At 69.2% G+C, this 23,861-nt stretch carries 21 protein-coding genes and 1 tRNA gene; 11 read left to right on the forward strand and 11 right to left on the reverse strand.

The window, feature by feature from the left end; all coding sequences use genetic code 11:
• The first annotated feature begins 633 nt into the window (after positions 1 to 633).
• Positions 634 to 1,833: an IS256 family transposase gene (locus LHA35_RS17930; protein ID WP_226610550.1), complete on the forward strand. Its 1,200-nt coding sequence runs from the start codon at positions 634 to 636 to the stop codon at positions 1,831 to 1,833.
• Positions 1,834 to 2,263: 430 nt separating this feature from the next.
• Here the strand turns inward: LHA35_RS17930 and LHA35_RS17935 are convergent.
• Positions 2,264 to 2,339 (reverse strand) — tRNA-Lys (locus LHA35_RS17935).
• 570 nt (positions 2,340 to 2,909) lie between these two features.
• Between LHA35_RS17935 and LHA35_RS17940 the strand changes: the two genes are divergently transcribed.
• From LHA35_RS17940 to LHA35_RS17950, 3 genes are all read left to right on the forward strand, one after another.
• Positions 2,910 to 3,104: a calponin homology domain-containing protein gene (locus LHA35_RS17940; protein ID WP_226610552.1), complete on the forward strand. Its 195-nt coding sequence runs from the start codon at positions 2,910 to 2,912 to the stop codon at positions 3,102 to 3,104.
• Positions 3,101 to 4,780, forward strand: coding sequence for a M3 family oligoendopeptidase (locus LHA35_RS17945; RefSeq protein WP_226610554.1), 1,680 nt, complete (start codon positions 3,101 to 3,103; stop codon positions 4,778 to 4,780). Before LHA35_RS17940 ends, LHA35_RS17945 begins: the two co-directional genes overlap by 4 nt.
• Before the next feature lie 251 nt (positions 4,781 to 5,031).
• Positions 5,032 to 5,400: a hypothetical protein gene (locus LHA35_RS17950; protein WP_226610555.1), complete on the forward strand. Its 369-nt coding sequence runs from the start codon at positions 5,032 to 5,034 to the stop codon at positions 5,398 to 5,400.
• Positions 5,401 to 5,636: 236 nt separating this feature from the next.
• Here the strand turns inward: LHA35_RS17950 and LHA35_RS17955 are convergent, their stop codons facing one another.
• On the reverse strand, positions 5,637 to 6,527 hold the full coding sequence (locus tag LHA35_RS17955; protein WP_226610557.1) for a LysR family transcriptional regulator: 891 nt from the start codon (positions 6,525 to 6,527) through the stop codon (positions 5,637 to 5,639).
• Between the two features lie 7 nt (positions 6,528 to 6,534).
• Entirely contained in the window at positions 6,535 to 7,512 is a 978-nt protein-coding gene (gene trxB / locus LHA35_RS17960; protein ID WP_226610559.1) for a thioredoxin-disulfide reductase, read from the reverse strand.
• 137 nt (positions 7,513 to 7,649) lie between these two features.
• On the opposite strand from trxB, the gene LHA35_RS17965 reads away from it, so the two are divergent.
• From LHA35_RS17965 to LHA35_RS17975, 3 genes are all read left to right on the forward strand, one after another.
• Complete coding sequence (locus tag LHA35_RS17965) at positions 7,650 to 8,129, forward strand: Lrp/AsnC family transcriptional regulator (protein WP_226610560.1); 480 nt, start codon at positions 7,650 to 7,652, stop codon at positions 8,127 to 8,129.
• Between the two features lie 69 nt (positions 8,130 to 8,198).
• Positions 8,199 to 8,849 carry a class I SAM-dependent methyltransferase gene (locus LHA35_RS17970; protein WP_226610563.1) on the forward strand — a complete coding sequence of 217 codons (651 nt, stop codon included), beginning with the start codon at positions 8,199 to 8,201 and terminating at the stop codon, positions 8,847 to 8,849.
• Between the two features lie 60 nt (positions 8,850 to 8,909).
• The gene (locus LHA35_RS17975; protein ID WP_226610565.1) at positions 8,910 to 9,389 is read left to right on the forward strand and encodes a DUF2171 domain-containing protein; all 480 of its coding nucleotides are present in this window, start codon (positions 8,910 to 8,912) and stop codon (positions 9,387 to 9,389) included.
• A 19-nt stretch (positions 9,390 to 9,408) separates the two neighbouring features.
• On the opposite strand, the gene LHA35_RS28710 is transcribed toward LHA35_RS17975, so the two are convergent.
• The 8 genes from LHA35_RS28710 to carA form a co-directional block, all read right to left on the reverse strand.
• Positions 9,409 to 9,534, reverse strand: coding sequence for a hypothetical protein (locus LHA35_RS28710; protein ID WP_264185624.1), 126 nt, complete (start codon positions 9,532 to 9,534; stop codon positions 9,409 to 9,411).
• Between the two features lie 298 nt (positions 9,535 to 9,832).
• On the reverse strand, positions 9,833 to 11,080 hold the full coding sequence (locus tag LHA35_RS17980; protein ID WP_226610567.1) for a threonine ammonia-lyase: 1,248 nt from the start codon (positions 11,078 to 11,080) through the stop codon (positions 9,833 to 9,835).
• A gap of 415 nt (positions 11,081 to 11,495) precedes the next feature.
• Positions 11,496 to 11,969: a transcription elongation factor GreA gene (gene greA / locus LHA35_RS17985; RefSeq protein WP_226610569.1), complete on the reverse strand. Its 474-nt coding sequence runs from the start codon at positions 11,967 to 11,969 to the stop codon at positions 11,496 to 11,498.
• Between the two features lie 228 nt (positions 11,970 to 12,197).
• Positions 12,198 to 15,443: a carbamoyl-phosphate synthase large subunit gene (carB, locus tag LHA35_RS17990; RefSeq protein ID WP_226610571.1), complete on the reverse strand. Its 3,246-nt coding sequence runs from the start codon at positions 15,441 to 15,443 to the stop codon at positions 12,198 to 12,200.
• Between the two features lie 38 nt (positions 15,444 to 15,481).
• The gene (locus LHA35_RS17995) at positions 15,482 to 15,757 is read right to left on the reverse strand and encodes a hypothetical protein (protein WP_226610573.1); all 276 of its coding nucleotides are present in this window, start codon (positions 15,755 to 15,757) and stop codon (positions 15,482 to 15,484) included.
• Positions 15,754 to 16,389 (reverse strand): LysE family translocator, encoded by a 636-nt coding sequence (locus LHA35_RS18000; protein WP_226610575.1) that lies wholly within the window; start codon positions 16,387 to 16,389, stop codon positions 15,754 to 15,756. Before LHA35_RS18000 ends, LHA35_RS17995 begins: the two co-directional genes overlap by 4 nt.
• 3 nt (positions 16,390 to 16,392) lie before the next feature.
• Positions 16,393 to 17,151, reverse strand: a complete 759-nt coding sequence (locus tag LHA35_RS18005; protein ID WP_226610577.1) for an SDR family NAD(P)-dependent oxidoreductase — start codon at positions 17,149 to 17,151, stop codon at positions 16,393 to 16,395.
• 5 nt (positions 17,152 to 17,156) lie between these two features.
• Positions 17,157 to 18,560: a glutamine-hydrolyzing carbamoyl-phosphate synthase small subunit gene (carA, locus tag LHA35_RS18010; RefSeq protein WP_226610579.1), complete on the reverse strand. Its 1,404-nt coding sequence runs from the start codon at positions 18,558 to 18,560 to the stop codon at positions 17,157 to 17,159.
• 151 nt (positions 18,561 to 18,711) lie between these two features.
• On the opposite strand from carA, the gene LHA35_RS18015 reads away from it, so the two are divergent.
• The 4 genes from LHA35_RS18015 to LHA35_RS18030 all read left to right on the forward strand — a co-directional run bounded on the left by LHA35_RS18015 (position 18,712) and on the right by LHA35_RS18030 (position 23,782).
• Positions 18,712 to 19,176 (forward strand): GatB/YqeY domain-containing protein, encoded by a 465-nt coding sequence (locus tag LHA35_RS18015; RefSeq protein WP_226610581.1) that lies wholly within the window; start codon positions 18,712 to 18,714, stop codon positions 19,174 to 19,176.
• Positions 19,177 to 19,264: 88 nt separating this feature from the next.
• Positions 19,265 to 21,148 carry a DNA primase gene (dnaG, locus tag LHA35_RS18020; RefSeq protein WP_226610584.1) on the forward strand — a complete coding sequence of 628 codons (1,884 nt, stop codon included), beginning with the start codon at positions 19,265 to 19,267 and terminating at the stop codon, positions 21,146 to 21,148.
• Between the two features lie 59 nt (positions 21,149 to 21,207).
• A complete protein-coding gene (gene rpoD / locus LHA35_RS18025) occupies positions 21,208 to 23,130 on the forward strand; it encodes an RNA polymerase sigma factor RpoD (protein ID WP_226610586.1) in 1,923 nt (640 codons plus the stop codon).
• Positions 23,131 to 23,215: 85 nt separating this feature from the next.
• Positions 23,216 to 23,782, forward strand: a complete 567-nt coding sequence (locus LHA35_RS18030; RefSeq protein ID WP_264185630.1) for a GNAT family N-acetyltransferase — start codon at positions 23,216 to 23,218, stop codon at positions 23,780 to 23,782.
• The last annotated feature ends 79 nt before the right edge of the window (positions 23,783 to 23,861 follow it).

Below are 23,861 nucleotides of genomic sequence, written 5' to 3' on the forward strand. Positions count from 1 at the left end.
GTCCAGCACCAGCCGGACTGCCCGCTCCCGCACCTCCGGCGAGTAGCTCGCCGCCGTCTTCTTCGTCATGGCTCTATCCTCTCAAGAGATAGTGCCTCCGGAAAAGCCGGTGCGGTTCAAACTGCTACTGCAGGTGAACGCCCACACCCCGGAGGAGCACCAGCGAAACCGGGACTGGCCGAAAGATCCGACCCGGCTCTCGCAGCGCCTCCGGCGCGTGGCGCCGGCACTGCGACGCGCTGGCGTAGACCTCCAGCAGGGCCGGACCAATTCGGCGCGTTGGGTTAGTCTCAGCTCCACTACAGCAGGAGCGGCTGGGGTGTCACCAGCGACACTGGCGTCATCAAGGGAGGCGAGTAGCGACCCCGTGCGTGACAGCAGTGACGCTCGTGACGCTGATCGCTCCAATTTCGGCGGTGGGCTGTGAGCATAGGGGCAGCATTGGGCTGCCTCGCGGTAAACTGGTCTTCCGGCTGTCCCGCAGGCAGGCTGCCCTGGTGGGCTTGCGGCCATCACTGATCGTGTCCCCAGACATAGTGTAGGAGGCCGCCACCGTAATGGTGGCGGCCATCGTGGTGATCCTCGGTAGGGTTGGGTTGCTGAGACCTGCAACCTGAACCTTGGACAGCCACGATGACCGACGACAGGATTGCCCTTCGGGAGCTTTTGGAGAAGGGCTCTGATGCCACCTTCCTCCGCGAGATGATCGGCTTCGCCGCCCAGCGCCTGATGGAGCTGGAGACCGACGGCTTGTGCGGTGCCGCCCATGGTGAGCGCAGCGCCGAGCGGGTGAACCAGCGCAACGGCTACCGCGAGCGCGACTGGCACACCCGCGCCGGGACGGTCGAACTGCGGATCCCAAAGCTCCGGAAGGGCGCCTACTTCCCGGGCTTCCTGGAGCCCTGCAGGACGGCCGAGAGGGCGCTGACGGCGGTGATCCAGGAGGCCTATGTCCAGGGCATCTCCACCCGCTCGGTGGACGATCTGGTCCGGGCCATGGGCATGGAGGGCGTCTCCAAGAGCCAGGTCTCCCGGCTCTGCGCCGAGATCGACGAGCGGGTGCGCGACTTCCTCGGCCGACCCATCGAGGGCGACTGGCCCTACCTGTGGCTGGACGCCACCTACGTGAAGGTGCGCGAAGCCGGGCGGATCGTCCCGGTCGCGGTCACCATCGCGGTCGGCGTCAACGCCGGCGGTCGGCGCGAGGTCCTTGGCATCGCCGTCGGCGCCTCCGAGGCGGAGACCTTCTGGCTGGACTTCCTGCGCTCCCTGGCGCGGCGCGGGCTGCGGGGCGTCAGGCTGGTCATCTCCGACGCGCATGAGGGGCTGAAGGCCGCGGTGACCAAGGTGCTGCGGGCCACCTGGCAACGGTGTCTGGTGCATTTCATGCGCACGGCGACCGCCCATGCCGGGAAGACCCAGCGCCGCATTGTCTCGGCCTGGATCGGCACCGCCTACGCCCAGGAGGACGCCGCGGCCGCCCATGCCCAATGGCGCACGGTGGCCGATCAGCTCCGCCCCAAGGTGCCAAAGCTCGCCGCCCTGATGGACGTCGCCGAGGAGGACGTCCTCGCCTACATGCACTTTCCCGCCGCGCATCGGGCCAAGCTGCATTCGACAAACCCCATCGAGCGTCTCAACGGCGAGATCAAGCGCCGCACCGACGTGGTCGGCATATTCCCGAACGAGGCCGCCGCCGCCAGGCTGATCGGCGCGATCCTGCTCGAGCAGTCGGACGAGTGGGCCACCCAGCGGGCCCGCTACATCACCCTGGAGACCATCAGCACCATCAGCGATACTGCACCCGTCAGCTTGCCCGCACTGGCATCCTGACACGGCAGCCCAGCCCGCCCAGGAGCACAGCTCCTACACCACGTCTGGGGACACGATCCCGACCCCCCCCGGATCACCGGGGACTTCCGTGGCGTACAGACAGTTTCCGACATCATTGGCGCCGGACCACCCTGGCTGCGGGCCTGGATGGCCTGCGGTGCCGTGACCTTCGCCGTACCGCCATGGTCAGAATGGCCGAGGCGGGCGCGACGGAGATCCAGATCGCGGCCGTAAGCGGCCACGATATCGAAACAACAAGGAGGATCCTGGAGACCTACATACCACGGAATGGCCACATGGCCGCAGCGGCAGTGAAGAGGCTGGAGGCGGCTGGACCCCGCCTCAAGCCAAGTCACTAGTCGTCACTGGCAAACTATTTGGAAAAAACTGGGAAACACCCAGCCCGAAGGCTGGCTAACCCTTTGTTTTTTGGTGGGCGCACAAGGATTCGAACCTTGGACCCGCTGATTAAGAGTCAGCTGCTCTACCAACTGAGCTATGCGCCCCCAGGCTGCGATGGTGCACCGCGTCCGGGAGGCGCCTTTTAACGTCCGCAGTCGCTTTGTCCACCCCCTATTTTCCGCCCTGGCCTTGCGAGCGCTGCCTGTTGCCCGAGACCGGTGGGCAAACCCGGCCAGCCCGCCGTCGGGGGCGGCGGGAATAGATGCGGCTCGGTTCAGCCGGATGAGGCGTCATGATCCCGGAACCAGCCTCGCCGCGCCCCATGCCCGTGCAATCATGCAGGCCCGGCCTGCCGAACGGGTTGGCCCGGGAATCCGGGGGGGCGGCGCCGGACAGCATTTTCCCAAGAACTGCGTCCATTTTTTGCGTTTGTGGAACGGCTGCGTGCTGCGGCGCCGAGACCCCCGGCATCGCCCTCGGCAGTGGCGTCGCCATCCTGCCGCCCTATCATCCCGGGCGGCTGCTGGCGGAGGTCGGGATGCTGAACCAGATGGGGCCCGTCGCCGCCTCGCGCCAGGTGCATGCAGCGGCTAACACTGCGCCGCGTTCGGGCGCTTCGGCCAGGCGTCATCCGGAGCCATGCCCGGCCGATCGAATGCAGGGAGAACCACATGATGGCCGGCAATGCCTACACCATCGCGGGACAGGTGGCGGAGGAGATCCGCCGCTCGCAGCCCTGTCACTGTTCGCTGCTGTTCCAGGCCGGCGAATCCTTCGACATGCCGGCGCTGCGCAGCGTCGATCGCTTCGTCCAGGTGCGGCGGCCGCTGCTGGAGCCTATCGGCGTGCCGGTGGCGGGCGCGGCATGAACGCGATTCCGGACTTCACCTGGCTGCGCTTCCCGCGGCCCTCGCGGGAGAGCCTGGCAGCCGACCATGCCGCGATCTTGGCGCGGCTGGATGCGGGCGACCTCGCCGGCGCCCTGGCCGACTGGGACCGGCACCGGCGTGACCATGACAGCTGGTCCGCCCTCGTCCATCTGCGCTTCTCGCAGGACACGACGAATGAGGCCGCGAAGGCCGAGCGCGAATATGCCGACGCGCTGGCGCCGGTCGCGACCGACCACGAGACAGCGCTGAAGCGCCGGCTGCTCGCCTGGCCGGACCGCGCGGCGCTGGAAGCGGTGGCGGGCGGCTTCGCCCTGCGCCTCTGGGAGATGGACGTCACCACCTTCGAGCCGGCAATCGCCGCCGACCTGGAGGAGGAAGCCCGCCTCGGCGCGCGCTACACCGCACTGCTTGCCGCCGCGAAGCTGCGGATCCGGGGTGAGGAGGTGAATCTTGCGGGCCTTGCGCCCTATGCCGAGGATCCCGACCGCGCGCTGCGGCATGAGGCCGAGGCGCTGCGCTGGCGCTTCTTCGAGGCCAATGGCGCCGAGCTCGACTCGGTCTATGACGCGCTGGTCCGGCTCCGGCACAGCATGGCGCGCAAGCTGGGCTACGCGAATTACATCCCGCTCGGCTACCGTCGCATGCGGCGGACCGATTACGACGCCGCCGATGTGGCGCGCTACCGCGAGGAGGTGGCGACGCATGTGGTGCCGATGGTCGCCAAGCTGCTGGAGCGGCGGCGCCAGGCGCAGGGCTGGGACGTGCTGCGCTTCTGGGACGAGGCGCTGGTCGATCCCCTCGGCAACCCGAAGCCGGTCGGCGACCACGACACGCTCTGCACCCAGGCGCGCACCATGTTCGACCGCATGGACCCGCGCCTTGGGGGCTTCTGGCGGCTGGTGGAGGCCGGCGGCTACATCGACCTGAAGAACCGCCCTGGCAAGGCGGGCGGCGGCTTCTGCACCAGCTTCCCAAGCGTGGGTGTGCCCTTCATCTTCGCCAATTTCAATGGCACGCATCACGATATCGGCGTCTTCACGCATGAAATGGGGCATGCCTTCCAGAACTGGGAAAGCCGCGCCCTGCCGGGCATCGACTATCTTTGGCCCACCATGGAGGCGGCGGAGATCCACTCCATGTCGCTGGAATTCCTGACCCACCCGCATATGGGCCTGCTGGTCGGGGAAGATGCCGCCGAACGCTTCCGGCGGATGCACCTGGAGACCTCGCTCGCCTTCCTGCCCTACGGCGTCTGCGTGGATCATTTCCAGCACGAGGTCTATGCGCAGCCGGAGGCGACACCGGCGGAGCGCCACGCGATCTGGCAGAGGCTGGAACGGCGCTATATGCCCTGGACCGATTACGGCGACCTCGCCTACCCCGCCAAGGGCGGGCGCTGGCAGGCCAAGGCGCATATCTATCGCTCGCCTTTCTACTACATCGACTACACCCTCGCGCTCTGCTGCGCCCTGCAGTTCTGGGTGCGGGCGCGGCGCGATCCGGCGGGGGCGCTGGCCGACTATGTCACGCTCTGTGGCCGCGGCGGCTCGGCGCCCTTTACCGGCCTGGTCGCCTCGGCCGGGCTTGCCTCTCCCTTCGCGCCAGGCGCGCTGGCCGGCGTGGTGCGGGAAGCGGAACGGGTGCTGCTGGGCTGAGGCCATGCGGTCGCGGAGCGGAACCGGCCACCGGGCGCGGGCTGTGCCCCGTGTGGTTGCCGGACCGGCGGCGTGCCTGGCGGTGCGTGCCCGACTCCGGCCGGCACGGGCCAGGACCCCTGATGCGGGGAAACGGGCAACGTGCATGGCCTTGTGATCGATCCCGATACGCCGCCCGGCCCTTCGCGGCGTTGGTGCAGGACGAGAATGGCGGTGCTGCGGCCCCCGCAGCACCCGGAGGAGGCAGGGCCGTGAGGCCGCGAACCATGTACCGATCCTGCTGTGTCCTGCTGCTGGCGCTCGGGCTCGGCGCCTGCGCCGAACCGGCAGGAGGCTCCCGCTGGGGGAGTTCGGGCTACTATCCTGGCTATTACGGCAGGTCCTACGACTATTCCGGCTATTCCCGCGGGCCCTATGGCTATCCGGGCCCCTATGCCGGCCCTGGTCGCTACCGGGGCTACTATGCGGACCGCTACGGCGGCGCGCCGTCACGGGGCTGGGCGCATCGGCCGGAGCGCAGGCATGAGCCGAGAGTCGAGCACTGGTCGCAGGACCGGCTGCGCCAGCATTGGGGTGAGATGCTGCGGCGCAGTTGCCGCACGCCCGGCGCCGATTGCTGACCCCAGATTGCGCCCAGGGTTGCCGCACCTGCGGCGCCGCAGAAAAGAAAGGCCCGGAACCGCTGGGGTGCCGGGCCTGAGTCAACAGGGAGGCTTCACGTCTGGGAGACGAAGGGGTTCGGGGCAGGCCCCGAGTTACCCTGTTCCGGCGATACCGCCGGGACACCCATAGCCTACGCCCCTCATTGTCATGCTGGTTTGGTCAAACCTGCCAGCACCCATGCATCAGCTGCATATCAGTGGGACCCGGTCAGTTCCGCCACCAGAAAGTCGCGGAAGACCGAGACCCGCTTGGAGTGCCGCATCTCCTCGGGATAGACAAAATAGGCGTCCAGCCGCGGTGCCTTGAGTTCCGGCAGCACCTGCAGCAACCCATCCAGTTCCGGCCCCATGTAGTCGGGCAGCGCCGCCAGCCCCAACCCGCTCTGCACCGCCCGCAGCATGCCGGTGAGGCTGTTCACCTCGACGGCCGCGCGCCGCGGCGCGCCGGGGCGCCGGCCGGCCTCGCTCAGCCAGTTCACCTCGTCGATGGGCGGCCGGTGGTCGCCCCAGACGATCAGCCGGTGCGCATCCAGATCCTCCGCCCGCTGCGGGATGCCGGCCGCCTTCAGATAGGCGGGCGCCCCCACCACCCGCCAGCCGAAGCCGGCCAGGTGCCGCTGGATCAGGTCCGGCTGCCGCGGCGGGTGCATGCGGATGGCGACATCGGCCTCCCGCATCGCCAGATCGAGGTCGCTGTCATCCAGCAGCAGCGTCACGCTGACATCCGGGTAGAGGGCGAGGAAGCGCGACAGCCTTGGCGCCAGCCAGGTGCTGCCGAAGCCCGTGGTGCTGGTGACCTTCAGCCGGCCCGCCGGCCGCTCCCGGCTCTCGGTCAGCAGCGCCTCGGTCATGGCCAGCTTGGCGAAGACCTCCCGTACCGTGCGGTTCAGCGTCTCGCCCGGCTCGGTCAGGATCAGGCCGCGCGCATGGCGATGGAAGAGCGGCACCTGCAGCGCCTCCTCCAATGCCTGGATCTGGCGGGAAACGGCGGACTGGCTGAGGTTCAGCGTCTCCCCCGCATGGGTGAAGGAGCCGGCCTCGGCAACCGCGTGGAAGACCCGCAGCTTGTCCCAATCGAGCGGCATCGCTGCCTCAGGTCCAGGCTTCGACGGCGGGGGCCTCGGCGGGCATATGAGCCAGCCACTTTTCCGCCTCCAACGCCGCCATGCAGCCGGTGCCGGCGGCGGTGACCGCCTGGCGGTAGATCCTGTCCTGCACATCGCCTGCGGCGAAGACGCCCGGGATGGTCGTGCGGGTGCTGCCCGGCTCGGTCATGATATAGCCCTCCGCATCCATCCCGATCTGGCCGCGGAACAGCGCCGTCGCCGGGTCATGGCCGATCGCGACGAAGACGCCGTCGAAGGGCAGTTCCTTGGTCGCGCCGGACTTCAGGTTGCGGGCGCGGACGGCGCGGAGCGCGCGGAATTTGCCCTCCGTCGCCAGCATCTCCTCGACCACCGTGTCCCAGAGGATGGCCACGTTCTGCCTGGCGAAGAGCCGCTCCTGCAGGATGCGCTCCGCCCGGAAGCCATCGCGGCGGTGGATCACCGTGACCGTCCTCGCCAGGTTGGAGAGGTAGAGCGCCTCCTCGACCGCCGTGTTGCCGCCGCCGATGACGGCCACATCCTTGCCCCGGAAGAAGAACCCGTCGCAGGTGGCGCAGGCGGAGACACCGAAGCCGCCCAACTCCTTCTCGCCCGGCACGCCGAGCCAGCGGGCCTGGGCACCGGTTGCGATGACCAGGCTGTCGGCCAGGTAGATATCGCCCGAATCGCCCTCGGCCCGCACCGGCTTCGCGGCCAGGTCGATCCGCGTCACCACGTCCTGGATGATCTCCGCGCCACAATGCTCGGCCTGGGCCCTGAACTGCTCCATCAGCCAGGGGCCCTGGATGGGCTCGGCGAAGCCCGGGTAATTCTCGACATCGGTGGTGATGGTGAGTTGCCCGCCCGGCTGCATGCCGGCGACGACGAGCGGCCTGAGGCCGGCGCGCGCGGCATAGATCGCCGCGGTGTAGCCGGCGGGTCCGGCGCCGAGAATGAGGAGGCGGGTATGGTGCGTGTTGGGCAAGGCTCGATTCCCGGCAGTCAGGACGTGACGCGCATATTTGTCACAGGCGGGGCCGCCACAAGCACAAGCCTTGCGGCGCGGAGGGTCAGCAATGATATTGCGCCCCGAGCCCGTTCACGGCAACGAATCATGAGAAGATGAGCGCCGCCCCCGATACATCCCTCGACGAGGTGGACCGCCAGATCCTGGCGGAATTGCAGGCCGATGGCCGGATGACCAATGTGGAGCTGGCCCGCCGGGTCGGGCTCTCCGCACCGCCCTGCCTGCGCCGTGTCCGCCGCCTGGAGGAGGAACGGATCATTCGCGGCTACCACGCCGAGCTCGACCCGGTCGCGCTGGGCTATGAGATCACCTTCTTCGCGCTCGTCGGGCTGGAGAGCCAGAAGGAGGCGGTGCTGACCGCCTTCGAGGCGCGGATGCGCGACTGGCCGGAGGTGCGGGAGTGCCACATGATCCGCGGCGGCGGCGATTTCCTGCTGCGGCTGGTCGCGCGCGACACGGCACATGAGAATGCGCTGACCGCCAGGCTGACCGCGGCGGATGAGGTGGCGCGGGTGCAGACCCTGCAGACCATCCGCACCTCGAAGGATGAGACGGGGGTGCCGCTCGGCGGGTAGGAGTCCGGCAACCGCTCCCGGGAAGCATGGCCGGCCGCCGCGCGCGGCCCCACTGGCCTGAGAGGGACGATGCCCGATTCGCCGACCGCCCTGGTGACCGAGGCGCGGCTTGACGCCGCCGCCCGCCATGCCGGCGACCTCTGGCTGCCCGAGCATCCCTATTTCGACGCGGCCGAGCCGGAATTCGATACGCTCTGGCGGTGCATCGCGCCCTTCCTGGAGGGAGCCGATTTCGCCTGCGTGCTGGACCTGGCGACCGGGCGGGGGCGGAATGCGCGCAAGCTGCTGGAGGTGGCGCAGCGGCTGATCCTGGTGGATATCCGGCCGGAGAACATCGCGTTCTGCCGCCGGCGCTTCCAGGACGACCCGCGGATCACCTTCGTTGCCAATAACGGCTACGACCTGCGCGACGTGCCGGATGCGAGCGTGACGCTGTTCTACAGCTTCGATGCCATGGTGCATTTCGACAGCGACGTGGTCCGCGCCTATCTGGCCGAGGCGCGGCGGGTGATGGCGCCAGGGGCGCGTGCCTTCCTGCACCATTCCAACCACACGGGCGGGGAGGATTGGCTGGAGGCGCCGCATTGCCGGGCCTTCATGTCGAAGGCGCTGTTCGCCCTTTACGCCCGCAAGGAAGGGCTGCGCGTGCTGCGGCAGGACGTGATGGACTGGGGCGGCGTGCCGCAACTCGACTGCATAAGCCTGTTGCAGCGGGACTGACCGGGCGCATCCTTCTGCGTGCCTCGCCGTTCTCCCTGTATCAAGGGGAGAGCCGGTAGCATGACCACCACGGGCGAGATCCGCGAGCATATGGAGATTATCGGGGCCGATGGCGGCCATGTCGGGACGGTGGACCGGGTGGAACTCGGCGTCATCCGCCTGACCCGGCGCGACGACCCGGACGGAACGGGCCGGCACCACCACAGCCTGCCGCTCAAGATCATCGAGCGAGTCGAGGCCGGGCGGGTGCGGCTGACCATCCCGGCGCAGCAGGCCCGCGCCATGGCGGTGGGCGGGCTCGGGCTGGCCGAGGTGCAGGAAGGCGCGCCGACCGATGAGGTGCCGGGCGAGAACGCTGCCGGCGCCGCCACCTCTCCCATGGGTGACCAGGCCGGGACGGGCACGGGCATGATCCAGGGCGGCGGGCGCGCCGGGCCCGGCAGCCTTCCGGGCTGGGGTGCCGGCGGCGGCACGGCCGGTCCGGGCTTCCCGGATGATCCGAACATGGACCGGCATGGCGGGCAGGACCCCGCCCGATAGCCAGCCGGCGCACCTTGCCTCAGACGAAGATGGCGGCCAGGGCGATCAGCGCCAGGTTCGCAAGGATGAGGTAGAAGAGCGGACCGTCATGCACGGGCGCGGCATAGCGCGTCGGGGCCTGATGCGGGGTTAACGAGGACGGCACCTGGCGTGGTTGGGATGCAGGTCCGGGCCGGTCGCAGCCTTCCGTTCGCGCACCGGCGGGGAAGGCGGAGGCGCCTCCACCCGCCGGGGCCAGCAAGGCCGCCGCACGGCCCGGCCATGGCGCGGGCCGATGCCCTGACGGTCCGGAATGGCGACCGCCCGGGGTGGTGCTCCGTGCCCCCCGCAGCGGCCGGTGCTACAGCGGGTGGGCGTTCAGAAATGAACGCCCACCCGCTGTAGCTCTTTGTTTTTCGAGCAGCTTTACGCTCCCGGGCGTTCACGCCCGTCCGCGATCTGCTCTATCCCCGCCGCACCACATACTGCCCTGCCTCCAGGGCCGCGACGATGGCATTGCCCTGGGCGGTGTCGCGCACCTCGATCATCAGCTCCAGCTCGGCGCTCTGCACGCTGGGGGCGGCGAAGAGGCGCTGGTGGCTGACCTCGATGACATTGCCGCCGGCCGCCGCTACCCGGGTCGCGATATCGGCCAGCACGCCCGGCCGGTCAGGGATGTCGAGATGCAGGCGGAGGATCCGCCCATCCCGCAGCAGGTTACGCAGGAGGACATTCGCCAGGATGCGCGCATCGATATTGCCGCCGCAGACCACGGTGCCCACGGCCTTGCCCTTGAAGCGCTCGGGGTAGGTGAGAATGGCGGCGAGGCCGGCGGCGCCGGCACCTTCGGCGACCACCTTGGCGCCCTCGGCCAGAAGGGCGATCGCCTGTTCCACCGCCCGCTCCGGCACCACCAGCACCTCGATACCCATCTGCCGCAGCAGGCCAAGCGGCACCTCGCCGACATCGCGCACCGCAATGCCCTCGGCGATGGTCGGGCCGCCGACCGCGACGGGCTGGCCCGCCAGGCGCTGCGCCATGGCCGGGTAGCCCTCCACCTCCACGCCGAAAACAGGCAGGCCGGGCCGCAATTCCCGCACCGCGGCCGCGCAGCCACTGAGCAGCCCGCCGCCGCCCACCGGGAAGACCAGCGCATCGAGCGCCGGTGCGTCCTCCAGCATTTCCAGCACCATGGTGCCCTGGCCGGCAATGACGCCGGGATCGTCATAAGGGTGAATGAAGGTCAGGTCCTGGGCGAGGGCAAGCTCATGCGCATGCGCGGCTGCCTCGGCCAGCGTCTCGCCATGCAGGACGACACGGGCGCCCCAGCCCTCGGTGCGGACCACCTTGGTGGCGGGGGTGAATCGCGGCATCACGATGGTGGCTGCGATCCCGGCCAGCGAGGCATGCCGCGCCACCGCCTGGGCGTGATTGCCGGCGGACATGGCGATCACGCCCGCCGCCCGCTCCCGCGCCGTCAGCAGGGCGATGCGGTTGGCCGCACCGCGCTCCTTGAAGGCGCCGGTCGCCTGCAGGTTGTCGAGCTTGAGGAAGACCTTCGCCCCGACTTCGCGCGAGACGGCGTGGGAGGGGATGGTCGGGGTGCGGAGGACGGCGCCCTCGATCCGCGCCGCGGCGGCACGGATCTCGGCGAGGGTGACGAGCGGGGCGGTATTGGCGACGCTGTCCGTGGCCAGGGCGCGCAGGGGCAAGGTGGCAGTCCTTCGCGGCAGTTCAGCTCAGTCCGCCGGCCCGGCGCGTTCGCGCCCTGGCGGCAGGTTGCCGCCCTATACGGCCATTTCCGGCCGTGGGCGACGGCCATTGCTGCGCCGCAGCAGACGAATTCGCGCCGCCGTCCATGAGGGCGGGGCAAACCGTCGCCGGCCGGGCTCACCCGGAGGCGGTCGGGGCGTCCCGGAAGCAGGCCGGAGAGGCTCCGGGCGCCGGAAGCAGGACCCTGGCGGCCGTCAGAAGCACAACGAAACCCCACGCCTGGTCGGGCGATGCGACCGCAACGGCGCGCCGGAGGGCAAGGGTCAGCCCGGCTTGCGGCTCATCCCGGAAGGCGAGGACAGGCTCCGGTCAGGCATATCCGATTCGGATAGCCGGCGCGGTGCGGCTACCTCGTCAGCGAAAGGCGACCGCCGTGATTTCATAGGCCCGCGCGCCGCCCGGGGCCGGGACCTCCACGCTGTCCCCCACCTTCTTGCCGATGAGCGCCTTGGCGAGCGGCGAGGAGATGGAGATCGAGCCGACCTTCATGTCGGCCTCATGCGCGCCGACGATGCGGTAGGTCTTCTCCTCCTCCGTCTCCTCGTCGACGATGGTGACGCGGGCACCAAACTTCACCTGATCGCCGGAGAGCTTCGAGACGTCGATCACCTCGGCAGCCGGGATGATGGTCTCAAGTTCCATGATGCGGCCTTCGATGAAGGACTGCTTCTCCCGCGCCGCGTGGTACTCGGCATTCTCCGAGAGGTCGCCATGGGCACGCGCCTCGGCGATCGCACGGATCACCGCCGGGCGTTCCTCAGCCTTCAGCTGCTTCAGTTCCTCTTCCAGCTTCGCCAGACCTTCCGCGGTCATGGGGAACTTCTGCACGGCAAGCCCTTCCTTCGAGCAACTCAGGCGAAGTCTGCGCGGTTCGCCCGCTGGAACGCGATCAAAAGTTTTTCCCGCCGCCCGGCGCCGGAAGACCGGCACCGAACCCGGGCGGCGGTGGGAAACCGAGCGGCCCGGCCGAGGGTTCCGTACCGCCGGCGCATGGCTCCGATGCAGGATCGGCAACGCATCCCCGGCAGGCCGCGCCGGGTCACCGTCGCAGTCCGCTCAGAATGAACGGGTAAAGTAGGACTGCAGGGGGGCCACATCAAGGGTCCCGGCCCGAAGCGCGGCAATGGCATGCACCGCCGCCCGGGCACCCGCCGCTGTGGTGTAGTGCGGCACGCCATGCGTCAGGGCGGAGCGGCGGATGTCGAAGCTGTCCGCCACCGACTGCCCACCACCGGTGGTGTTGATCACCAGCTGGATGTCGCCCGACTTGATGGCGTCCACGCAGTGCGGCCGGCCTTCCAGCACCTTGTTGATGATCTCGCAGGCGAGGCCGGCTTCGCGGATGCGCGCCGCCGTGCCGCGGGTGGCCACCAGGCCGAAGCCCATGTCGATCAGCCGCCGGGCCAGCACCACGGCGGCTGCCTTGTCGCTGTCCTTCACCGAGATGAAGGCGGTGCCGGCGAGCGGCAACTTCACCCCGGCGCCGAGCTGCGACTTGGCAAAGGCGCGCTCGAAGGAGGCGTCAAGGCCCATCACCTCGCCGGTGGACTTCATCTCCGGCCCGAGGATGACGTCGACATTGGGGAAGCGGTTGAAGGGGAAGACCGCTTCCTTCACCGCGACATGGCGGTAAATCGCCTCGCCATCCAGGCCGAACTGGGCGAGCGCCGCGCCCGCCATGACCTGGGCGCCGATCTTCGCGACCGGCACGCCGGTCGCCTTGGCGACGAAGGGCGCGGTGCGGGAGGCGCGGGGGTTCACCTCCAACACGTAGATCTCGCCATCCTTCACCGCGTACTGCACGTTCATGAGGCCGACGACCTTGAGGGCGCGGGCCATGGCCTCGGTCTCCGCCTTCAGCTCCGTCACGATGGCGGGCGGCAGGGAGTAGGGGGGCAGGGAGCAGGCACTGTCACCGGAATGGATGCCGGCCTCCTCGATATGCTCCATGACGCCGGCGACATAGACCTGGCCGGTCGCGTCGGCGATGCAGTCCACATCCACCTCGATCGCGTCCTGCAGGTACTGATCGATCAGGATCGGGTTATCGCCGGAGACCTTCACCGCCTCCTGCCCGAAGCGCAGGAGCTGTTCGCGGTTGTAGGCGATCTCCATGGCGCGGCCGCCGAGGACGTAGCTCGGGCGCACCACTACGGGGTAGCCGATTCGCTCGGCCTCCTGCACCGCCTCCTCCAGCGTGCGCGCGGTGCCGTTCTGCGGCTGCTTCAGGCCGAGGCCTTTCAGCAATTGCTGGAAGCGCTCCCGATCCTCGGCGATGTCGATCGCCTCGGCGGAGGTGCCGAGGATCGGGATGCCCGCCTTGTGCAGCGCCTGGGAGAGCTTGAGCGGCGTCTGCCCGCCATACTGCACGATGCAGCCGAGCAGTTCGCCCTTCTCCTGCTCCTTGCGGATCAGGCTGATGACATCCTCGCCGGTCAGCGGCTCGAAATAAAGGCGGTCGGAGGTGTCGTAGTCGGTCGAGACCGTCTCCGGGTTGCAGTTGACCATGATGGTCTCGAAGCCCGCATCGCGCAGCGCATAGCAGGCATGGACGCAGCAATAGTCGAACTCGATGCCCTGGCCGATGCGGTTCGGCCCGCCGCCGAGGATGACCACCTTCCGGCGGTCCGTCGGCCGGCTCTCGCAGACCGGGGTGCCGAAGCCGCCCTCATAGGTCGAGTACATGTAGGGCGTCTCGGAGGCGAACTCGGCCGCGCAGGTATCGATGCGCTTGTAGACCGGGGTGACGCCGAGCGCGAGGCGCGCCGCCTCCACCGTGGCCTCGGGCTCCCCAACAAGCTGCGCCAGACGCTTGTCGGAGAAGCCGAGCGCCTTCAGGCGGCGCAGCCCGGTCGCCGTCCTCGGCAGACCCTCGGCCTTCACCGCCTTCTCGGCCTCGATGATCTTCTCGACCTCGCGCAGGAACCAGGGGTCGAATTTCGACGCCTCATGGATCTCATCGAGCGAGACGCCGGCGCGCATGGCCTGGGCCGCCATCAGGATGCGGTCGGGCTTCGGCGTCGCAAGCGCGGCATGGAAGGCCTGCGGGCTGCCATCGCCCGGCGCCGCCACCTCGTCGAGGCCGCTGAGACCCGTCTCCAGTGAGCGCAGCCCCTTCTGCAGCGCCTCGGCGAAGCTGCGGCCGATCGCCATGGCTTCACCGACCGACTTCATGCTGGTGGTCAGCGTCGGCGGCGTGCCGGGGAATTTCTCGAAGGTGAAGCGCGGGATTTTCACCACAACATAGTCGATGGTCGGCTCGAAGCTAGCCGGCGTGACCCGGGTGATGTCGTTCGCCAGCTCATCGAGCGTGTAGCCGACCGCGAGCTTGGCCGCGACCTTGGCGATCGGGAAGCCTGTGGCCTTGGAGGCCAGCGCCGAGGAGCGCGAGACGCGCGGGTTCATCTCGATGACCACCATGCGCCCATCGGCCGGGTTGATGCCGAACTGGACGTTCGAGCCGCCGGTATCGACGCCGATCTCCCGCAGGCAGGCGATGCTGGCATCGCGCATGCGCTGGTATTCCTTGTCGGTCAGCGTCAGCGCGGGGGCGATGGTCACCGAATCGCCGGTATGGACGCCCATGGCATCCAGATTCTCGATGGAGCAGACGATGATGCAGTTGTCCGCGCTGTCGCGGACCACCTCCATCTCGAACTCCTTCCAGCCCAGCACGCTCTCCTCGATCAGCACCTCATTGGTCATGGAGGCGGCGAGGCCGGCGGCGACGATCTGCTCGAACTCCTCCTTGTTGTAGGCGATGCCGCCACCCGTGCCGCCCAGGGTGAAGCTCGGGCGGATGACGCAGGGCAGCTTGACCAGATCGAGGCCGGCGCGCGCCTCCTCCATCGTGTGCGCGATGGCCGAGCGCGGGCTTTCGATCCCGATCTTCGTCATGGCATCGCGGAACTTGAGCCGGTCCTCGGCCTTGTCGATGACCTCCGCCTTGGCGCCGATCAGTTCGCAGCCGTATTTCTCGAGGACGCCGGCCTCGGCCAGCTTCAGCGCGGTGTTCAGCGCGGTCTGCCCGCCCATGGTCGGCAGCAGCGCGTCCGGGCGCTCCTTGGCGATAATCTTCTCGACCATCTCGACCGTGATCGGCTCGATATAGGTCGCGTCCGCCAGGCCGGGATCGGTCATGATCGTCGCCGGGTTGGAGTTCACCAGGATGACCCGGTAGCCTTCGGCACGCAGCGCCTTGCAGGCCTGGGCGCCGGAGTAGTCGAACTCGCAGGCCTGGCCGATGACGATCGGGCCGGCGCCGATGATGAGGATGGACTGGATGTCGGTGCGCTTCGGCATGGGGGCGTTCCGGCGGGAAAGGGTGTCGGGCGGAAAGGTCAGACTGGGGGGCGGCCGCGCTGCTCCTCGCGCCTCGCGGCGAGCAGCAGGGGCGGCAGCAGCAGGGCGTGGCAGATCAGGATCAGCAGGACGGTCGGCAGGGGCTCGCCGGGCGTGGCGTACCAGGCGCTGATGGTGTTGAGGACCAGGGCGAGGCCGAAGGCGCGCCAGGCCGCCTGGCGCGGCGGCGAGACCTTCTTCATCACCATCGCCAGCACGGCGAGCGACAGCCCGGTCCAGGAGAGGGCAAGCAGCGCGACGAAGATAAGGGTCATGCGGCGCGCCCCTGGAAGGCAAGCTTCATGGCGATGAGGCCGAGCGCGGCGCCCAGCACCCAGCGCTGGACCACCAGCCATTCGGGGCGGCTGCCGAGGAAGCGAGCCGTGGCCGCCGAGCCCCAGACCAGCAGGGCATCGAACACGACCGCAACGGCGATCTGCACGGCGCCGAGCAGTGCGCCCTGCAGGAAGACGCTGCCGGCATTCGGGTCGATGAAGGGCGGCAGCACGGCCATGTAGAAGAGCGCGACCTTCGGGTTGAGCGCGGCCGTGGCGAAGCCGACGGCGAAGAGCCGGGCCGCCGGCTCCCGCGGCATCGGCCGCGGCGCAAACAGCGGCTGCCCGCCCGGCCGCACGCATTGCCAGGCGAGGAAGAGCAGATAGGCCGCGCCGCCGAGGCGCAGCAGGTCCCAGGCATGGGGGATGGTGAGCAGCGCCGCGGTGATGCCGGCCGCCGCCGCCAGCATGATGACGAGCGAGCCCGCCTGGCAGCCGACCAGCGAGACCATGCCGGCCCCGGTCCCCTGCGCGAGCGAGCGGGAGACCAGGTAGAGCATGTTCGGCCCCGGCGTCAGCGCGAGGCCGAGCGACAGGGCGGCGAAGACCAGCAGGGTCTCGGCGGAGGGCACGGGTCAGCCGTTGACGGAGAATCCGCCATCCACCGGAATGGCGACGCCGGTGATGAAGGCGGCCGCATCGCTCGCCAGGAAGGCGGCGATGCCCTCGAAATCCCGCGGGTCGCCCCAGCGGCCCTTCGGCGTGCGGGCGAGGACGTTGTCGTTCAGTGCCGGCATGTCCGTCCGCGCCTTGCGGGTCAGGTCGGTATCGATCCAGCCGGGCAGGATGCAGTTCACCGTGATGCCGTCCGCCCCCCAGGCCACGGCCATGGATTTCGTCATCTGCACCACGCCGCCCTTGCTCGCGCCATAGGCCGCATGGAAGGGCAGGCCGAAGATCGAGAGCATGGAGCCGTTGTTGATCACGCGCCCATGGCCACCGGCCTTCAGGTGCGGATGGGCCGCCTTGCTCGCCAGCATGGCGCTGGTGAGGTTCGTCGCGATCACCTGGTGCCAGTCGGCCAGCTCATAGACCTCCGGCCGGTTGCGGATGTTGATCCCGGCATTGTTCACCAGGATGTCGAGCCGCCCGAAGCGCTCGACGCAGCGCGCCACCATGGCGTTCACGCTCGCCTCGTCGGTGACGTCCACCACCACCGCATCCGCCTCGGCGCCCAGCGCCTGCAGCTCGGCGACCGCGGCCGCGTTCTTCTCCGCCTTGCGCCCGGCCAGCATGACGGCCGCGCCGGCCCTGGCCAGCCCACGCGCGAGGCCAAGCCCGATGCCGCCATTGCCGCCGGTGACGAGGCCGACGCGGCCCTTCAGGTCGAACATGGTCGTTATCCCCCTTTGGTCTTCTCGATCAGATCCACGAAGCGGTGGAACAGGTAGTGGCTGTCGGTCGGGCCGGGGGCGGCTTCCGGGTGGTACTGCACCGAGAAGGCCGGCCGGTCCGTCGCCGCCAGTCCTTCGTTCGAGCCGTCGAAGAGCGAGACATGCGTCACCCGCACATTGGACGGCAGGCTCTTCGGATCGACCGCGAAGCCGTGGTTCTGGCTGGTGATCTCGACCTTTCCCGTGGTCAGGTCCTTGACCGGCTGGTTGGCGCCGCGATGGCCGCGCTCCAGCTTGTAGGTGGACCCGCCCAGCGCCAGGCCGAGCAACTGGTGGCCGAGGCAGATGCCGAAGACCGGCACGCGCCTGTCCAGCACCTCGCGGATCACCGGCACGGCATATTCGCCGGTCGCCGCCGGGTCCCCAGGGCCATTCGAGAGGAAGACGCCGTCCGGCTCATGCCGCAGGATCTCCTCGGCGGTCGCGGTCGCCGGCACCACCGTCACCTCGAGCCCGGCGGAGGCGAGGCAGCGCAGGATGTTGCGCTTCGCCCCGTAATCCACCGCGACCACCTTGTGCTTCGGGGCGGTCTGCCGGCCGAAGCCCTCCGGCCAGGCCCATTCCGTTTCGTCCCACTGATAGGCCTGGCGGCAGGAGACCTCCTTCGCCAGGTCCATGCCCTTGAGGCCCGGCCAGGCCGCGGCCTTCTCGCGGAGCGCCGGCAGGTCGAACTGCCCGTCGGCGGGGAAGCAGAGCACGCCGTTCGGCGCGCCGCCGTCGCGGATGCGGGCCGTCAGGGCGCGGGTGTCGAGGCCGGCGATGCCTGGCACGTCATGGCTCTTCAGCCAGAGGTCGAGATGGCGGGTGGAGCGGTAATTGGCCGGCTCCGTCACATCCTGCTTGACGATCAGGCCGCGGGCGACCGGAGTCGCCGCCTCCAGATCCTCGGGATTGGTGCCGACATTGCCGATATGCGGGAAGGTGAAGGTGATGATCTGCCCGGCATAGGAGGGATCGGTCAGCGTCTCCTGATAGCCGGTGATGCCGGTATTGAAGCAGACCTCGGCCACTGGGGCCCGGCCGGCCGGCGTATGGGCACCGAAGCCGCGCCCCCAGAAGACGCTGCCATCGCCGAGGACGAGGCAGGCGGTCGCGCCTTCGGGCACGGCGTCGGGGGCGGTCTCGGTCTGGGGCATGGGGGTCTCCGCGCGGGATTCGGGGCGGGGCTCGGGGGCGCCGGGAAGGTCGGTCAGGGACAGGCCGGTGGCCGCCAGGATGGAAGGCCAGTGCCGGGGCGGGATGGCGCGCGCCTGGCGCCACTTGCGCACTGCCTCGGTCCCGATGCCGCAATGCTGCGCCGCGGCCTCCGCGCCGCCGAGCAGGGCGATGATGTCTTCGACCGTCCGCATGTGGCGGATATGTGGGAAAACACTTCCCAGTTCAATGCAATTTCACCGGCTGGGAAATCCTTTCCCATCTGCCGGGCCGGGCGCCTCCCCATGCGAGGGGGTGCCATGCTACAGCCGCCCGCTCGTAGGATCACCCGATAAGGAACGCCCCATGGCCGAGGACCTCCGCCCCCGCTTCACCGAGGCGCTGAAGGCCGCGATGCTGGCCAAGGACGCCGCCCGGACCTCCACGCTGCGCATGATCCTGGCGAAGCTGAAGGACACCGACATCGCCGCGCGCCCCTCCGGCATCGACAAGGTGCCGGATGAGCAGATCGTCGCCATGCTGCGCGGCATGGCGAAATCCCGCCGCGAAAGCGTGGACCTCTACCGCCAGGGCGGGCGCGAGGAGCTGGCGGCGAAGGAGGAGGCGGAGATCGCGGTGATCGAGAGCTTCCTCCCGCAGCAGATGGACGAGACGGCGACCCGGGCGGCGATCCAGGCCGCCATCGCTGAGACGGGCGCGGCCAGCGTGAAGGATATGGGCAAGGTCATGGCCGTGCTGCGGGCGAAGCATGCCGTCAGCATGGATCTCGGCAAGGCCGGGCCGCTGGTGAAGGCTGCGCTCGGCGGCTGACCGCGGAAGGTTTTTCCAGCGGATAAGGCGATCGGCGCCGGGGAAGGGGTGCCGGCCGGGGGGCATGCGGCTACACTGCACCCATCGCATGGCACTTCCCCCCGCCTTCCTTGATGAGCTGCGCGCCCGGACACCCCTGCAAGGGCTGATCGGCCGCAAGACCCGCCTGGCGCGGAACGGCCGGCAATGGAAGGGCTGCTGCCCCTTCCACAATGAGAAGACGCCCAGCTTCTACGTCTACGACGACCATTTCCATTGCTTCGGCTGCGGCGCCCATGGCGATGCCATCACCTTCCTGATGCGGGCGGAAGGCGCTTCCTTCCCCGAGGCGGTGGAGCGCCTGGCTTCCGAGGCGGGGATGGAGGTGCCGAAGCCCACCCCGCAGGCCGCGGCGCGGGAGCGGCGGGCCCGGGACCTCTACGGCGTGCTCGCCGCCGCCGAGGCCGCCTATCGCCGCCGGCTCTTCCTGCCCGAGGGGCGCGCCGCGCTCGACTACCTCCGCCGGCGGGGCCTCTCGGAGGAGACCATCGCCCGCTTCGGGCTTGGCTGGTCCGGGGAGGGCAGGGGAGCGCTGGCCGCCGAGCTGAAGCCGGAGGGCATCGAGCCGGCGCAACTCGTTGCCGCCGGGCTGATGAAGCCGCGCGATCCGGACCGGCCCGAAGCCGGCCTTTCCGACATGTTCTTCGGGCGCGTGATGTTCCCGATCCGCGACCGCCGGGGCAGGACCATCTCCTTCGGCGGGCGGATCCTCGGCGATGGCCAGCCGAAATACGTCAACGGACCGGAAACCGAGCTCTTCCACAAGCGCCGTGGCCTCTATGGGCTCGATGCGGCGCGGGAGGGTGCCTTCCGCGGCGCGCCGGTGCTGGTGGTCGAGGGGTATATGGATGTCATCGCCCTGCACCAGGCCGGCTTCACCGGCGCCGTCGCCCCGCTCGGCACGGCGCTGACGCCGGAGCAAATGGAGCTGATCTGGCAGCTCACGCCCGAGCCGCTGCTCTGCTTCGATGGCGATGCCGCCGGCGCCCGCGCCGCGGCCCGCGCCGCCGAGATCGCGCTGCCGCTGCTCTCCCCCGAACGGAGCCTGAAGCTGGCGACGCTGACCGGTGGCGAGGACCCCGACACGCTGATCCGGAAGGGCGGGCCGAAAGCGTTCCAGCCGGTGCTGGACGGCGCGAAGCCGCTCTCGGTCGCGCTCTACGACCTGCTCACCGAGGGCAAGCCGGCCGGGACGCCGGAGCAGCGCGCCGCCATGCGCGGCCGGCTGGAGGAAGCGGCACGCCGCATCCCGGACAAGGTCCTCTCCGGCGAGTACCGTCGCGCCCTGCTCGATCGTTTCTTCGAGGCGAACCGCCGCCCCATGTCGGGCCCCGGCGCCCGCCGCGCCCCCTGGCCGGGCCGCGGCGAACGGCCGATCGGCATCCCCGGCCTGCCCCGCCCGCCGATCGACCAGCCCGCCATCCGGCTGGAGCGCGCGCGTAATATTCTCGCGATATTACTCCGTCACCCCATTCTTTTGCCCGAGGTGGAGGAGGCGCTGGTGGCGCTCGACTTGCCGGCGGGCGATTGCCAGGCGCTTCGGGCCGTGATGCTCGCCTGGTTTGCCGATGCCGAGGCGCTTGACTCCGGGAGCTTGACGGGCCACCTCGCCCGGTGCGGGATGGGGAATGCCGTCACCTGGGTCACCCGGGCCAATGGGCTCTGCGCCGCGGCGCAGCCCGAGGCCCAGCCGAAAGAGGCGCTGGACGGCTGGTGGCATTTCTTCGGGCTGCTGCAGGGCGAGTCGGAGCTGGTCCAGGATTTGGCGGACGCGCAGAGACTGCTTGCTGAAACCAACGACCCGGCCGCGCAGCAGCGTCTGATCCGGCTGACGGAGGCCCTTGCCGCCCTGCGGAGCGGCGAGGTCGAGTCCTTGCCGGACGAGGGGCCCAGCCGGGGCTCCGAGGCATCGCGTGCGGACACCATAGGATAGAGGCATCGCACGGGCGTCCCGCCGCGTGGGGCGACCGTCGCGTCGATGGAGCGGACGGGATGGCGAGCAAGGTCGCTGGCGGCACGGACACGGTCGAGAGCCGCGATGAGGCAGTGGAAGGTGTCCTGATCGATATCCAGTCGGCCGCGGTGAAGAAGCTGATCGCCCGCGGCAAGGAGCGTGGCTACGTCACCGTGGACGAGCTGAACGCGGCCCTGCCGTCGGACCAGGTCTCCTCGGAGGTGATCGAGGACCATCTGGCGACCCTCAGCGACCTCGGGATCAACGTGGTCGATGCCGAGGAGAGCGAGGATGGGGAGGCCGCGGCGGCCGCCAAGCCTGCCTCCGAGGACAAGGAGAAGGAGGAGGACGAGGAGGGCGGCGGCAATGTGGACGAGGAGAGCCTCGGCCGCACCGACGACCCCGTCCGGATGTACCTGCGCGAGATGGGCAGCGTCGAGCTGCTCTCGCGCGAGGGCGAGATCGCCATCGCCAAGCGTATCGAGGCGGGGCGGGACATGATGATCGGCGGGCTCTGCGAGAGCCCGCAGACCTTCAAGGCGATCATTGCCTGGCATGAGGCGGTCAAGGAAGGCCGCATGCTGCTGCGCGACGTCATCGATCTGGAGGCGACCAACGCCGCCGACACGCCCGATGGCGGCCCGACCGAGCAGCCCGAGGAGTTCGAGGAGGGCGAGGAGGGCGAGGGCCTCGGCCTGTCCCTCTCCGCGCTCGAGGAGAAGCTGAAGCCCGAGGCGCTGGCCGCCTTCGAGGCGATCGAGGCCGCCTATTCCCGCCTGCAGAAGCTGCAGAACAAGCGGATGGAGGCCTATACGGCGGGCGAGGACCTGGCCGGCAAGTCGGAGAAGACCTACGAGAAGGCGCGGGCCGAGTTGGTCTCCCTCGTGCAGAAGGTGCATCTGCACAACAACCGCATCGAGGAATTGGTCGAGCAGCTCAAGCAGCTCAACCGCAAGCTGACCGCGCTGGAGGGCCAGGTGCTGCGCCTGGCCGAGGCCAGCAAGGTCAAGCGCGAGGAGTTCCTGCAGCACTGGCGCGGCAGCGAGCTGGACCCCGGCTGGTTCGAGCGCCTGTCCAAGCTGAAGGGCAAGGCCTGGGTGAATTTCATCGCCCGCTCGCGCGACGATGTGGAGGCGGTGCGGGCCCAGATGTCCGTCATTGCCAACGACACCAACCTGCCGATCGGCGAGTTCCGCCGGGTCTATGCCACCGTCTCGCGCGGCGAGCGGGACATGACCCAGGCGAAGAAGGAGATGATCGAGGCCAACCTGCGCCTCGTGATCTCCATCGCCAAGAAATATACCAATCGTGGCCTGCAATTCCTGGACCTGATCCAGGAAGGAAATATCGGCCTGATGAAGGCGGTCGATAAGTTCGAGTACCGCCGTGGGTACAAGTTCAGCACCTATGCCACCTGGTGGATCCGGCAGGCGATCACCCGCTCCATCGCCGACCAGGCCCGGACCATCCGCATCCCGGTCCATATGATCGAGACGATCAACAAGCTGGTCCGGACCAGCCGGCAGATGCTGCACGAGATCGGCCGCGAGCCGACGCCGGAGGAGCTGGCGGAGAAGCTTGGCATGCCGCTCGAGAAGGTCCGCAAGGTTCTGAAGATCGCCAAGGAGCCGATCAGCCTCGAGACGCCGATCGGCGATGAGGAGGACAGCCATCTCGGCGACTTCATCGAGGACAAGGCGGCGATCATTCCGCTCGATGCCGCCATCCAGTCCAACCTGCGCGAGGCAACCACGCGGGTGCTGTCCAGCCTGACCCCGCGCGAGGAGCGGGTGCTGCGCATGCGCTTCGGCATCGGCATGAACACCGACCACACGCTGGAGGAGGTCGGGCAGCAGTTCAACGTGACGCGGGAGCGCATCCGGCAGATCGAGGCCAAGGCGCTGCGCAAGCTGAAGCACCCCAGCCGCAGCCGGAAGCTGCGCAGCTTCCTGGACAATTAGGCCCGGCCTCTGGCCTGATTTGCCCCGCCATGCCATGCCGTGGCGGGGATAGTGACAGGGGAGGGGGCCACCGGTGGCGGTGAGCATGGCGTCCGAGACGATCATCCCGGTCGCGGTCGACGTGACCTTCCTCCGCATGGACGAGGCGCCGGAGGAGCCCGGCCCGGCCCTGCCGCCTGGGGCGGAGGTGGTGCAGGCCACGCGCTGCAGCGTCGCCTTCTACCGTTACCTCTACGGCACGGTGGGCGAGGACTATGTCTGGTGGCTCCGCCGCACCCTGCCGGATGCGGACCTCGCCGCGATCCTCGCCGATCGCGGCGTCACCATCCATGTGCTGTATCAGCATGGTGAGCCGGCCGGCTTCTACGAACTGGACCGGCGCAACCGCCCCTTCACCAACCTCGCCTATTTCGGGCTGATGCCGCATGCAATCGGGCTCGGGCTTGGCCGTGCCTTCCTGCGCCATGCCGTGGATACCGCCTGGGCGGAGCATCCACGCGGCCTGACGGTGAATACCTGCACCGCCGACCATCCACGTGCGCTTCCCAACTATCACGCCGTCGGCTTCGGCACGCTGCGCAAGGTGCGGGAGATCTGGCAGGTGCCGGCACGGCTCGGCCTGCCGATTCCGGAGCGACTGCGTTACCGCTGACCCTGGCGGCCGGGGCTGTCCGGCCCTCTGCCAGACAATCGGGTGGATCCGGCCTGCGCACCGCCATGTGGCGGAAGCC

Source organism: Roseicella aerolata (assembly GCF_020523605.1).
Taxonomy (GTDB): Bacteria; Pseudomonadota; Alphaproteobacteria; order Acetobacterales; family Acetobacteraceae; genus Paracraurococcus; species Paracraurococcus aerolatus.

Bases quoted from the DNA above. Each gene is read 5' to 3' on its own strand.
- LHA35_RS17930 (WP_226610550.1), top strand. From the start codon at position 634: ATGACCGACGACAGGATTGCCCTTCGGGAGCTTTTGGAGAAGGGCTCT.
- LHA35_RS17940 (WP_226610552.1), top strand. From the start codon at position 2,910: ATGGCCGGCAATGCCTACACCATCGCGGGACAGGTGGCGGAGGAGATC.
- LHA35_RS17945 (WP_226610554.1), top strand. From the start codon at position 3,101: ATGAACGCGATTCCGGACTTCACCTGGCTGCGCTTCCCGCGGCCCTCG.
- LHA35_RS17955 (WP_226610557.1), bottom strand. From the start codon at position 6,527: ATGCCGCTCGATTGGGACAAGCTGCGGGTCTTCCACGCGGTTGCCGAG.
- LHA35_RS17965 (WP_226610560.1), top strand. From the start codon at position 7,650: ATGAGCGCCGCCCCCGATACATCCCTCGACGAGGTGGACCGCCAGATC.
- LHA35_RS17970 (WP_226610563.1), top strand. From the start codon at position 8,199: ATGCCCGATTCGCCGACCGCCCTGGTGACCGAGGCGCGGCTTGACGCC.
- LHA35_RS17975 (WP_226610565.1), top strand. From the start codon at position 8,910: ATGACCACCACGGGCGAGATCCGCGAGCATATGGAGATTATCGGGGCC.
- carB (WP_226610571.1), bottom strand. From the start codon at position 15,443: ATGCCGAAGCGCACCGACATCCAGTCCATCCTCATCATCGGCGCCGGC.
- LHA35_RS17995 (WP_226610573.1), bottom strand. From the start codon at position 15,757: ATGACCCTTATCTTCGTCGCGCTGCTTGCCCTCTCCTGGACCGGGCTG.
- LHA35_RS18005 (WP_226610577.1), bottom strand. From the start codon at position 17,151: ATGTTCGACCTGAAGGGCCGCGTCGGCCTCGTCACCGGCGGCAATGGC.
- carA (WP_226610579.1), bottom strand. From the start codon at position 18,560: ATGCGGACGGTCGAAGACATCATCGCCCTGCTCGGCGGCGCGGAGGCC.
- LHA35_RS18015 (WP_226610581.1), top strand. From the start codon at position 18,712: ATGGCCGAGGACCTCCGCCCCCGCTTCACCGAGGCGCTGAAGGCCGCG.
- dnaG (WP_226610584.1), top strand. From the start codon at position 19,265: ATGGCACTTCCCCCCGCCTTCCTTGATGAGCTGCGCGCCCGGACACCC.
- rpoD (WP_226610586.1), top strand. From the start codon at position 21,208: ATGGCGAGCAAGGTCGCTGGCGGCACGGACACGGTCGAGAGCCGCGAT.
- LHA35_RS18030 (WP_264185630.1), top strand. From the start codon at position 23,216: ATGGCGTCCGAGACGATCATCCCGGTCGCGGTCGACGTGACCTTCCTC.